The organism is Ectopseudomonas oleovorans, from assembly GCF_003052605.1.
GTDB classification, from domain to species: domain Bacteria; phylum Pseudomonadota; class Gammaproteobacteria; order Pseudomonadales; family Pseudomonadaceae; genus Aquipseudomonas; species Aquipseudomonas oleovorans_A.
On record NZ_QASO01000030.1, the window covers coordinates 97,129 to 109,196 of the forward strand.

At 61.8% G+C, this 12,068-nt stretch carries 11 protein-coding genes; 5 read left to right on the forward strand and 6 right to left on the reverse strand.

The genetic code is table 11. The features are described 5' to 3' along the window. Positions 1 to 165: 165 nt before the first annotated feature. The 4 genes from DBO86_RS05120 to DBO86_RS05135 all read left to right on the forward strand — a co-directional run bounded on the left by DBO86_RS05120 (position 166) and on the right by DBO86_RS05135 (position 3,305). A complete protein-coding gene (locus DBO86_RS05120) occupies positions 166 to 864 on the forward strand; it encodes a histidine phosphatase family protein (RefSeq protein ID WP_108233136.1) in 699 nt (232 codons plus the stop codon). Positions 865 to 920: 56 nt separating this feature from the next. After that, on the forward strand, positions 921 to 1,232 hold the full coding sequence (locus DBO86_RS05125) for an SCP2 sterol-binding domain-containing protein (RefSeq protein ID WP_003459932.1): 312 nt from the start codon (positions 921 to 923) through the stop codon (positions 1,230 to 1,232). A gap of 221 nt (positions 1,233 to 1,453) precedes the next feature. Then, complete coding sequence (locus tag DBO86_RS05130; protein ID WP_108233137.1) at positions 1,454 to 2,521, forward strand: phosphotransferase family protein; 1,068 nt, start codon at positions 1,454 to 1,456, stop codon at positions 2,519 to 2,521. Positions 2,522 to 2,537: 16 nt separating this feature from the next. Further along, the gene (locus DBO86_RS05135; protein ID WP_108233138.1) at positions 2,538 to 3,305 is read left to right on the forward strand and encodes an SDR family oxidoreductase; all 768 of its coding nucleotides are present in this window, start codon (positions 2,538 to 2,540) and stop codon (positions 3,303 to 3,305) included. Between the two features lie 307 nt (positions 3,306 to 3,612). Here the strand turns inward: DBO86_RS05135 and DBO86_RS05140 are convergent, their stop codons facing one another. Beyond that, positions 3,613 to 4,260 carry a hypothetical protein gene (locus tag DBO86_RS05140; protein ID WP_108233139.1) on the reverse strand — a complete coding sequence of 216 codons (648 nt, stop codon included), beginning with the start codon at positions 4,258 to 4,260 and terminating at the stop codon, positions 3,613 to 3,615. 102 nt (positions 4,261 to 4,362) lie between these two features. On the opposite strand from DBO86_RS05140, the gene DBO86_RS05145 reads away from it, so the two are divergent. Next, positions 4,363 to 5,142 carry a TSUP family transporter gene (locus tag DBO86_RS05145; protein WP_003461436.1) on the forward strand — a complete coding sequence of 260 codons (780 nt, stop codon included), beginning with the start codon at positions 4,363 to 4,365 and terminating at the stop codon, positions 5,140 to 5,142. Between the two features lie 47 nt (positions 5,143 to 5,189). On the opposite strand, the gene nudC is transcribed toward DBO86_RS05145, so the two are convergent. The 5 genes from nudC to dnaQ all read right to left on the reverse strand — a co-directional run bounded on the left by nudC (position 5,190) and on the right by dnaQ (position 11,865). Further along, positions 5,190 to 6,011: an NAD(+) diphosphatase gene (nudC, locus tag DBO86_RS05150; protein WP_108233140.1), complete on the reverse strand. Its 822-nt coding sequence runs from the start codon at positions 6,009 to 6,011 to the stop codon at positions 5,190 to 5,192. Then, a complete protein-coding gene (locus DBO86_RS05155) occupies positions 6,011 to 7,690 on the reverse strand; it encodes a FimL-related protein (RefSeq protein ID WP_108233141.1) in 1,680 nt (559 codons plus the stop codon). The genes nudC and DBO86_RS05155 overlap by 1 nt, the downstream gene beginning before the upstream one ends. Positions 7,691 to 7,727: 37 nt before the next feature. After that, entirely contained in the window at positions 7,728 to 8,540 is an 813-nt protein-coding gene (locus tag DBO86_RS05160; protein WP_108233142.1) for a crotonase/enoyl-CoA hydratase family protein, read from the reverse strand. Between the two features lie 201 nt (positions 8,541 to 8,741). Further along, positions 8,742 to 10,985: an Orn/Lys/Arg family decarboxylase gene (locus DBO86_RS05165; protein WP_108233143.1), complete on the reverse strand. Its 2,244-nt coding sequence runs from the start codon at positions 10,983 to 10,985 to the stop codon at positions 8,742 to 8,744. A gap of 121 nt (positions 10,986 to 11,106) precedes the next feature. Then, positions 11,107 to 11,865, reverse strand: coding sequence for a DNA polymerase III subunit epsilon (gene dnaQ / locus DBO86_RS05170; RefSeq protein ID WP_108233144.1), 759 nt, complete (start codon positions 11,863 to 11,865; stop codon positions 11,107 to 11,109). Positions 11,866 to 12,068 lie beyond the last annotated feature (203 nt).

Sequence of the window (12,068 nt, forward strand, 5' to 3'; positions counted from 1 at the left end):
GCACAAAGCCCCAAGCATACCGGCGCAGCGCCTCGCCGGCCAAGCGCGGCAGCACTGCACAATGGACATACAAGCAATTCAAACAAGCGTATGTTTTTTCGTTGACAGCCCCCGAGCTTCCTCATACCCTCGCCAAACATTCAACGTGCCGGGACCAATACGGACGTGGGCAGCATCTATCTGATTCGACATGGCCAGGCCTCATTCGGTGCAGACGACTACGATGTCCTGTCTCCCGTCGGCGTGCGCCAGGCCGAAGTGCTGGGCAAGCACTTGGAGCAACTCGGTATCAGTCTCGATCGTTGCGTCAGTGGCAGCCTGCGCCGCCAGCAACACACTGCCAACACCGCCCTGCAGCACATGAGCAGGGCGCCGGCGCTGGATATCGACGAAGCCTTCAACGAATTCGACGCCGATGCGGTGATTCGCACGCTGCTGCCGGATCTGCTGCCGGAAGAACCCGAAGCCCTGCATATCCTGCGCAACGGTGCGCAGAACCGTGCCGAGTTCCAGCGTCTGTTCGCCAAGCTGATCGGCCGCTGGATTTCCGGGGAACATGACAAGCCCGGCCTGCAAAGCTGGCAGGCCTATGTCGAACAGGTCGAAGGCGGTCTGCGGCGCATCCTCGAACAAGCCACCAGCAAACAGAATATCGCCGTGTTCACCTCCGGCGGCACCATCACCGCCCTGCTCCGCCTGATTACCGGCGTACCGGCGGCAAAGGCCTTCGAACTGAATTGGCAAATCGTCAATACCTCGCTCAGCCAGCTGAAATTCCGCGGCAGCGAGGTGAGTCTGGCTTCCTTCAACAGCCATGTGCATTTACAGCTGCTGAAGGCGCCGGAGCTTATCACCTATCGATGAGCTCCAGCCCACTGCGGCCGCGAGGCTGCGCGAAAAAACCGAAAAAGGATAAGACCATGAGTGTTGCTGACATCGCCCAAACCATGCAGTCCAAGTTCAACGCCAGCGCCGCTGCAGGCCTGGATCTGGTATTCCAATTCAACATCGAAGATGGCGAGAACTACGCGCTGATCGTAAAAGACGGCACCTGCGCCCTCGAGCAAGGCGACAATCCGAACGCCAACGTGACCCTGATCATGGACAGCGAAACCCTCAAGGGCATCGTCAGCGGCGAAACCGATGGCATGCAGGCCTTCATGGCTGGCAAGCTGCGCGCCGAAGGCGACATGATGCTGGCGATGAAGCTGGGCGAACTGTTCCCGGTCTGATCGGCGAGCTGAGCGCAAAGCACGAAAACCGGAGTCCTGGCACTCCGGTTTTTTTTGCCCGTGATTTGCGGCCAAGGCGACAAACCGAAATGACTGATCAGGCAGTTTGATCGAGGTGCAACACGCCCGCCTATAACGGCGCGTATTGCTTGTGGCAGCCTGAGTGCAGCATTAGATTAGCCAATTATCTGGGGCACCCATCATAAGCAGAAGGGATAAGCATGGCGCTCACCGACCAATCCACCCGCACCCGTACCGGCGAAGAACTCGACGCCGGCGTCATCGACGCTTATCTGAAAGCCAATATTCCGGGCCTGAGCGGCGCAGCCAAGATCAGCCAGTTCCCCGGCGGCGCTTCGAACCTGACCTACCTGATCGAATACCCGCAGCAGGAATTCGTCCTGCGCCGCCCGCCGTTCGGCCACAAAGCCAAGTCGGCGCATGACATGGGCCGCGAGTACCGCATCCTCAACCAGCTCAATGCCGGCTTCCCCTACTGCCCGAAAGCCTACGTGCACTGCACCGACGAGTCGGTGATCGGCGCCGAGTTCTACGTGATGGAGCGGGTCAAGGGCATCATCCTGCGCTCAGAGATGCCGGCCGAGCTGAACTTCAGCGCCGAGCAGACCGCCGCACTGTGCAAGAGCTTCATCGACAAGCTGGTGGAACTGCACAACGTCGACTACAACGCCTGCGGCTTGGGCGACCTGGGCAAGCCCGAAGGTTATGTCGAACGCCAGATCAAGGGTTGGAGCGAGCGCTACGAGAAGGCCCTGACACCGGACGCGCCGACCTGGGAACCGGTCAAGGCCTGGCTCAATGACAAGATGCCGGCCGATCACCACAAGCCGGGCATCGTGCATAACGACTATCGCTTCGACAACGTGATCCTCGACCCGAACAACCCGATGCAGATCATCGGCGTGCTCGACTGGGAGATGACCACCATCGGCGACCCACTGATGGATCTGGGCAACACCCTGGCCTACTGGATCGAAGCCAGCGACCCTGCGCCGGTGCAACTGATGCGTCGCCAGCCGAGCAACGCGCCGGGCATGCTCACGCGTCAGCAGTTCGTCGACTACTACGCTGAAAAAGCCGGCATCGCGATCGACAGTTTCGACTTCTACTACACCTACGGCCTGTTCCGCCTGGCCGGTATCGTGCAGCAGATCTACTACCGCTTCTATCACGGCCAGACCCAGGACAAGCGCTTCGCCCAGTTCATTCACATGAACAAGCTGCTGGAGCAGATGTGCCTGCAGGTCATCGGCAAATCCACTCTCTAACCCTGGGGTAATCACCATGTCCAAGACCCAACTGTTCGACCTCGACGGCAAGATCGCCTTCGTTTCCGGCGCCAGCCGCGGCATCGGCGAGGCCATCGCCAAGTTGCTGGCCCAGCAAGGCGCACACGTGATCGTCTCCAGCCGCAAGATCGACGGCTGCCAGGCCGTGGCTGACGCCATCATCGCCGAAGGCGGCAAGGCCACCGCCATCGCCTGCCACATCGGCGAGATGGAGCAGATCACCAACGTCTTCGCGCAGATCCGCGACCAGTTCGGCCGCCTCGACATCTTGGTCAACAACGCCGCCACCAACCCGCAGTTCTGTAACGTGCTAGACACCGACCTCTCCGCCTTCCAGAAGACCGTCGATGTGAACATTCGCGGCTACTACTTCATGTCCATCGAAGGCGGCAAGCTGATGAAGGAAAACGGCGGCGGCTCGATCATCAACGTCGCCTCGATCAATGGCGTCACCCCGGGCGAGTTCCAGGGCATCTACTCGGTGACCAAGGCCGCGGTGATCAGCATGACCAAGGTATTCGCCAAGGAATGCGCGCAGTTCGGCATCCGCTGCAACGCCCTGCTGCCGGGCCTGACCGACACCAAGTTCGCCTCGGCGCTGACCAAGAACGACGCCATCCTCAAGCACGCCCTGCAGCGCATCCCGCTCAAGCGCGTGGCTGATCCGAGCGAGATGGCCGGCGCAGTGCTGTACCTGGCCAGTGAAGCATCCAGCTACACCACCGGCGCGGCGCTGAACGTGGACGGCGGCTTCCTTTCCTGAGGCCAGACGGCATAAACGACAAAGGCACCTCAGGGTGCCTTTGTCGTAAACAGGATAGGCCTAGCGCAACGCAATTGTAGGGTGGGCCGGGCGGCGCTCCGTTTTAACCCACCAATGAAAGATCGTGGTGGGCTAAAGCCCACCCTACAGTACCGAGGTGAACGCCAACTTCGCTTCCCTCTCCCGCCCTTCGGGCACCCTCCCCATCAATCGGGAGAGGTTCATCAATTTTTGTAGGGTGGGCTTCAGCCCACCAATGACTCTGCAATGTGGGCTAAAGCCCACCCTACATCCACCCGCCCGGCCGCTACCAATCCTTCAGCGCAGCTTCGGCTGCGGGGTTCATCGGCTCAGCCAGCAGGCCGGTCGGCGTCAGGCTGACGCTATAGACCGCATCAGCGGCAATTGGCAGGTAGGTGACGCGCAGCGCCTGCGGGTCAAACAGCAGCAGATCACGTTGACTCAGACGCAGCCAGCGCCACAGGTCCACGCCATAAGAGCTCTCGGCCAACTGCACGCGACCGTGTTGCGCCAACGCCTGCTGCTCGATGGCCAGAAAACGCCCGGACAGACGTTCCAGACGGTAACCCGGCTCAAGACCGATCAGCTCAGCCAGGCCTTTCCAGCGAATCAGTCGGCCGTCGAGTTGCCACATGTCGCCCTCGAGCGTGACAGTGCGCTCGCGCCCCCCTTCGAGCAGCGTCACCTGATAACGCTGCGGACCATCAGCCTTGAAGCTCAGCGTCACCAGCGGCTTGCCCGGCTGCAGCGGCTCGTAGGTATACAGATCGTAAGCTAACAGACCGACCAGGCCGGCCAGGGCGAGAAATGCCAGACCACAGGTGCCACGCAACCAGCCGAGGAACCAGCCCGTATTGAGCAGAATGCGCAATGCCACCAGCAGCGCCAATACGGCCAACAGCGCCACGGCCCAGGCCAACCCGTCGTATTGCATCGATTGCGTTCCTTCTCTGACGAAATCCCGGCATTATGCGCAGCTCTCCCCACGACGAACAGCCAGCAGGCTGCGCACTCGCCCACAAGTCGACACTTTAATATGCCCTTCGCTCTCGAGCTCGCCATCGATCCCAGCACACTGGCCATTCTCGCTCTGGTCGCCTTCATCGCCGGCTTCATCGACGCCATTGCCGGTGGTGGCGGCCTGCTGACCATCCCTGCTCTGCTTACCGCAGGTTTACCGCCGCACCTGGTGCTGGGCACCAACAAGCTGTGCGCCACCTTCGGCTCGGGCACCGCGGCTCTCACGTTTTATCGCCGCAAGCTGTTCGATCCGAAACAATGGCGCAACGCGTTGCTGGCAACCCTGATCGGCGCCCTGCTCGGCGCCGTCATCGCGCACTGGATGCCGGCCGCCTGGCTCAACCAGATGCTGCCGGTGATCGTCTTCGCCTGCGGTGTTTACCTGCTGTTCGGACGTATGCCGGAGGCACCAGCCGAACACGACCTGCCGATAGCGCGCGGTCGGCAATGGCCGCAAGGGCTTGGCCTGGGACTCTACGATGGGGTGGCGGGCCCCGGCACCGGCGCATTCTGGACGGTCAGCAGCCTGCTGATGTATCCACTCGATCTGGTGCGCGCCAGCGGCGTGGCGCGTACCATGAACTTCGTCAGCAATGCGGCGGCGCTGGCGGTGTTCATCGCCTTTGGTCAGGTAGCCTGGGGGCTCGGTCTGAGCATGGGCGCCGCCTTGATGGTCGGCGCCTTTCTCGGTGCGCGCACCGCGATCAAAGGCGGTTCGAAGTTCATTCGCCCGGTGTTCATTACGGTGGTATTGGCGCTGGCCGCGCGCCTGGTCTGGCAGCACTGGGTCGCGTAGGGCGGGCGCAACCCGCCAGAGTATCGATTTGGCGGGTTGCACCCGCCCTACGACAGACTCGGCTCGGGCAGACCGAGGCGGCGCGCGACGTAGAGGTCGATCAGATGGCGAGCGATGGAGCGCGACGCCGGCAACGGCGGCAAGTCATCAACGCGAAACCAGCGCGCATCCTCGATTTCGTCTTCCTGCATGACGATATCGCCACCGGCATATTCGGCGTGGAAGCCCAGCATCAGCGAATGTGGGAAAGGCCAGCCCTGACTGCCGATGTAGTGCAGGTTTTTCACCGCCAGCCCGACTTCCTCGCGCACCTCGCGCGCCACGCAATGCTCCACCGACTCGCCTGGTTCGACAAAGCCTGCCAGGGCGCTGTATACCCCTGTCACGAAACGCGGCGAGCGCGCGAGCAGGACTTCATCGCCACGCGTCACCAGCACGATCATGCTCGGCGCCAGGCGCGGATAGTGCTGCGATTCGCAGCTGTCGCACCGCATCGCCCGCTCACCAGGAAGCTGGCGCGTCGGCGCACCGCAACTGCCGCAATAACGATGCTCGGCGTACCAGGTGCCGATCTGCGCGGCGTAGGCCAGCATGCGAAAGGTTTCCGCGTCGCCCTGCAGCATAAACTGACGCAGGCTCTGCCAGCTGCAGCCCTCCAGCGTCGCCGAGGGCTTGAGTTGCAGCAGGTAAACGGCATCGTCACCGAAATGACCGATACCCTGCTCGCCGAGAATAGGCAGGTCCTGGCGCTTGATCCAATCACGCGGGAACAGCACGCCATTGCTGTCGGCGAGAAAGTGCTGCTGGTTGTAAAGCAGCGCCCAGCCGCCTGGCTGGGCAGGATCGAGAAAGGTATTGCGCCAGACCATCAGGCTGCCACCGGCATGCCCAGCGCCTTGACGCTTTCTTCAGCCAGGTCGAGCACGCTGGGACGGGTTTCGGGACGCATCACTGCGCCCGCTTCCAGGTAGTACTCGAGGCTGCTCAAGGCATCAGCCAGGGTTTCCAGCATCTGCTCCGATGGCATTTGCGCCGACTCGAGCATGCGCGCCTGGATATAGTCGGCACAGGCACCGACCAGTATCGCGGCACGACGCTGCTCGAGAAACCACAAGCCGCCACGCACGGCCTGCAGGCTGAACGGCACGTTGGACAGGTGCATCTTGTCGCCAGCCGACTCCAGATACGCGGTGATCGCGCGCTTGGCCAGAGCCAGACCGGCCTGTGCCTCGTCGACCACGACGATACGGGCTTCGTTGAGCTGATGAGTAGCGAAAGAATCGGCCTCATTGCCCGGCTCGACGGCAGCCGGCCTGATATCGCGACCTTCGCCACGTTCCAGGCTGGCCACCATGCCTTCGACATAGAGCACGGCATCGGCCAGCTTGTGCAACTGCTCAGCCTGTGGCGGCGCGTCTTCGCTCCAGGCGGCGACCAGCGGCAACTGCGCACCGAGTGAGTTGCCGGCAGAGGTCAGACCGACCATGCCCAAGGTCTTGGCCAGCTTACCCAGCATTGCATGCAGGGTGCCCAAGGTTTCGCCTTGCAAGGTGCCGCGCTCGAGCAGGTCGAGCATGTCCTTGACGCTGGCCAGCTCTTCGCGAATCGCCGTGGACAACGAACGCATCACCGCCTGGCCCGGCCCGGCCAGGCGCCGGTATTCCTCTTCCAGCAGGTGGTCAGTGAACGGCAACGGCGTGAGACCGAACACTCCGCGCATGGCGCTGGCGTGCGGGCCGTGGCTGTCAGCCAGCGCGACCAGATACAGCAGCTCTTTCAGCAAGCTGCGCGGTGCTTCGTACTGGGGGTTGCCGAGCATCAGCTTGAGTTCGCGATCGACCCGCGAGAACAGCTGCTTGCGCGATTTACGTGGCAGCAGTTGACCATCGCACTGCGCTTCGATGGCGGCAGCGCCAATCCAGCACATGCGCCCACGCGGCTCATTGGCGAACAGGCTGTCCAGGCGCGCCATCGCACGCACCATCAGCTTGAGGCTGGCCTGCGGATTCTGCTCACGAATGAAGCCCAGCAGCCCTACCTGATACATGTGACGCAGGCGCTTGCCTTCGCTCAGTTTGGCCGCGCCATCGAGTGGCTGGGTAGTCGTATGTGGCCGCGCATGATCGAGGCGCACGCTGAAGAAGAAACTTTCCGGCAGCGGCTGCTGCGCGCCAGCCTGACGCAAATCGTTGATCGCCGGCAGCAGCAGTTCAGGCATTTCCTGCCGATGAGTGTCGACGTTTTCCAGATAACGGCGCAGCACATGCAGGGCATTGCTCAGTGCCGAGAGCTGTGCGTCGCGCTCCTCACCTGCTCCGGCTGGAATATCGGTCGCCTGACCCAGCACTTCCTGAGCCAGCAACTCGGCACCGGCCAGCTCGATCAGGTTGAGCGTGCCGCGCACCTGGTGCAGGCTTTCCACCGCTTGCTGCAACAGACTGCCGTTATGCCGCTCGGCGATGAAATGCTCCAGGCTCTGCTCGGCCTCTTCCATGGTGACGAACAGCTCGTCGCGCACCAGATTCAGGGATGTGGCTCCACTTACCATGCTCTAGGCCTCGCAGCGAACATCAGCGGATACGGCATCAGTCGGCGAACTCCGGCTTCTGCTTGGTCATGTGCGCCGCCATGGCCAGGCGCAGGTCTTCCGATTGCAGCATGGCGGCGTTCCAGGTGGCGATGTATTCAAGGCCATCGTCGACCCGGTGATCGCGCATATAGCGAATCATTTCCTTGGTGCCACGCACGGCAATCGGCGACTTGGCGGCGATTTGTGCGGCGATCTCCATCACCCCGGCCAGCAGCGCCTCCTGATTCTCGTAGGTGCGATTGACCAGGCCGATGCGCGCAGCCTCGTTACCGTCAATGGTGCGCCCGGTGAAGGCCAGCTCACGCATCATGCCGTCGCCGATGATGCGCGGCAGACGCTGCAGGGTGCCGACATCGGCAGCCATGCCCATGTCGATCTCCTTGATCGAGAACTGCGCATCGAGCGTGGAATAACGCATGTCGCAAGCGCTGATCAGGTCGATGGCGCCGCCGATGCAATAGCCCTGAATGGCAGCCAGCACTGGCTTGCGGCAATTGTCGACGGCGTTGAAGGAGGCTTGCAGCTCGAGAATCTTGCGGCGCAGCGTGGTGGCGTTACGGCCGACATCCTTGCGCAGTTGCGCACCGACCGAGGCCAGCAACATCAGATCGATGCCCGAGGAAAAGTGCTTGCCGGCACCGGAAAGCACCACCACGCGGACCGCATCGTTGTCATCGACCCACTGGAAAATCTCGATGATCTCGCGCCAGAAGTCGGCATTCATGGCGTTGACCTTGTCCGGTCGGTTGATCTGCACGTGAGCGATCTTGCCCACCAGCTCGATGCGGAAGGCTTTGTAGTCGGACATGGCAGGCATCCTCAGCCGCGGCTCGGCAGCACAGTAACAATTTTGTGATTAATAACCGAGCAACTATAACAAGCACGCCATAAAAGTCGATGCTTGCCAGCGTGACGCAGGCCACAGCCCGGGCGTTATCAACTGCTTTGAATATCAGAGATAAGCGTTTGATCTGCCGAAGAACTTGCGCTTCGGCAGATCCGGGGTGGTTTATTCCACCAAGCAATCCACCGTGTAGTGTCCGGCGTCGGTTTGCAGGCCATGTACATCGACGTCAAAGCCGGGGAAAGCCTTGTCGAAGGTGTGCGCGAACGCCAGGTAGTCGAGAATCGAACGACTTTGCGTGGTAAAGCGCTCACCCGGCATGATCAGCGGAATGCCGGGCGGGTAAGGCACCAGCATCACCGCCGCGATACGCCCCTGGAGCTGGTCGATCGGTACCGCCTCTACCTCGCCCCGCACCAAGCGGTCATAGGCATCAGCCGGTTTGATCGCAATCTCTGGCAGTGCCGTATACATGCTTTTCAGCGCCTTGGCCGTGGCGTTTTCACGGTAGCAGCCATGCAGCGCGTCGCACAGGTCACGCAGGCCCATGCCCTGGTAGCGGCCCGCGCCAGCGTGGGCGATGGAAGGCAGCACGTCGATCAACGGCAGATTGGCGTCGTAGCTGCGCTTGAACTCCAGCAGCTCGGTCAGCAGCGTGCTCCACTTGCCCTTGGTGATGCCCATGGAGAACAGCACCAGGAAGGAGTACAGGCCGGTTTTCTCCACCACCAGGCCACGCTCCCAGAGAAACTTGCTGACCACCGCGGCGGGAATGCCCTGCGGCTCCAGCTTGCCGGCGGCATTGAGGCCGGGCATCACCAGCGTGACCTTGATCGGATCGAGCAGCACATAGTCATCGGCCACTTCGCCGAAGCCATGCCAGTCGGCGTCCGGTTGCAACACCCAGTCGGCGGTCGACAGGCTGTCGGCGCCATCGGCCGCCCCTGGCTGCCAGATACTGAACCACCAGTCCTCGGCGCTCAGGTTGCGCCGCACATTGGCCAGGGCGCGGCGGAAGCTCAGCGCCTCGTCGAAGGTTTCCTGAATCAGCGAGCGCCCTGCCGGCCCTTCCATCATCGCCGAGGCCACATCCAGCGAGGCGATGATGCCGTACTGCGGCGAGGTCGAGATGTGCATCATGAAGGCTTCGTTGAAGCGGTCGCGATCCAGCTGGCGCTGCCCGCCGTCCTGCACGTGAATCATCGAGGCCTGACTGAAAGCCGCCAGCAGCTTGTGCGTCGAATGGGTGGTGAACACCAGCGGTGAATGCTCATCGTACTGGGTGCCCATGCCATAGCGGCCAGCATAGAACTCATGGAAAGCGGCGTAGGCGTACCAGGCTTCGTCGAAGTGCAGCACCTCGACCGAGTCACCCAGCGCCTGCTTGACCATTTCAGCGTTGTAGCACAGCCCGTCATAGGTGGAGTTGGTTACCACCGCCAGCTTGACCCTGGGCGCACGACCGCGCGCCAGCGGGCTGGCGTCGATCTTGGCCTGAATCGATTCCTTGCTGAACTCGGAAAGCGGAATCGGCCCGATGATCCCCAGTTCATTGCGCTCCGGGCAGAGATACAACGGGATCGCGCCGGTCATGATGATCGAGTGCAGGATCGACTTGTGGCAGTTGCGGTCCACCAGCACCAGGTCATCGCGGCCGACCATCGAATGCCAAACGATCTTGTTCGCCGTCGAGGTGCCGTTGATCACGAAAAAGGTGTGGTCGGCGCCGAAGTTACGCGCCGCACGCGCCTCGGCCTCGGCCAGCGGGCCAGTGTGGTCGAGCAGCGAGCCCAGCTCCGGCACCGACACCGACAAATCCGAACGCAGTGTGTTTTCACCGAAGAACTGGTGGAAGGCCTGACCCACCGGACTCTTGCGATAGGCCACGCCGCCGCCATGCCCTGGCGTGTGCCAGGAATAGTTGGATTGCGCAGTGTGCTGCACCAGCGCCTTGAAAAATGGGGGTAGCAGGCCTTCCAGATAATTATGCGCCGCGCGCGCCACCTGTCGGGCCAGGAAGGAGACGGTGTCTTCGTAAAGATAAAGGATGCCGCGCAACTGATTGAGATCGGCCATGGCCTCGGCCGGGGCGTTCTCGATGGTCACCTGCTCGCCCAGGGCGAAGATCGGCAACTGCGGTGCACGCACTCGCGCCACGCGGATCAGCTCGACCATGTCCTGCAACAGGCGGCTGTTCTCCCCCGCTCCCTCGGCGGCCACCAGGATGCAGGCCAGGCCGTGGTGGGTGGACGCGACAATGCGCCCCTCGGCGGCGCTCGCCGTGGGCAGAATGCTGAAACCGTCCTGGGTAAGCTCCTGAGCGATGGCGCGCACGCGATCACCGGCCACGGTGTCAGCCTTGATGTCGCGATGCACGATTAGGACAGGAAACTTGAGATCTTTATACATTGTGACGTCCTGAAGGCTGGCAGGCTTGGCCTGCCCATTACCTCAGGTTAGAGGCTCCCCCTGATCGGCGGAACCCCCTGTGCATCACGCTATAAGAAAAGGTCACAATTGCGCTGTTCGGTTATTCCGGCGCTTTTTCCAACTGCGCCCACAGCGACGGACCGCCTGCGGATTTTTCGATCACGGCCAGACGTGCCATGTGCGCCGCAAGTTCGTCGTCGCTGGCGCGAATGACGCGAGTACGAGGACGCGACGCGTCAAGGCGACGGATCGGCGTGGCCTGCTGACGCCCACTGCCATCACCATCGGAACCTTCACCGGCCAGTGACAGATTGGTCTGCCCACCAGTCATCGCCAGGTAGACGTCGGCGAGGATCTCCGAGTCGAGCAAGGCGCCGTGCAGTTCGCGGTTGGAGTTGTCGACGCCGTAACGTTTGCACAACGCATCGAGGCTGTTGCGCTGGCCCGGATGACGCTCGCGCGCCATCATCAGGGTATCGAGCACCGAGCAGTAATCGCTCACGTCGGCGCGTTCGCTCTGCCCCAACAGGGCGAACTCGTTGTTGATGAAGCCAACGTCGAACGCCGCGTTGTGAATGATCAGTTGGGCGCCCTTGATGAACTCGTAGAATTCATCGGCGACTTCCCGGAAGCGCGGCTTGTCGGCCACGTATTCGTTGGTGATGCCGTGAACCGCGATGGCGCCTTCGTCGATCTCGCGATCAGGGTTGAGATAGACATGGAAATGACGCCCGGTCAGGCGACGCCCCAACAACTCGACACAACCGATCTCGATGATGCGGTGCCCGTCAGTGACCGGCATACCCGTGGTTTCGGTATCCAGCACCACATAGCGCTTGACGGTATTCTCGGTTGTCACGCCTTGCTTCTCCAATCTATTCGGGTTGTCGCACATTCAAGCGCGGCATATTAACTCAAGTGGCCTAGCAGGCCGTTGAAAAACGTTGGCGAGGCAGCCAGTGCAAGGCGAAAACAGGCGAAAAAGCGGAGTTTACGAGCTGTAAATGAGCATTTTGAGCCTGTTTTTAACGCAGCAATGGCAACGCAGGTAGTTTTTCAACA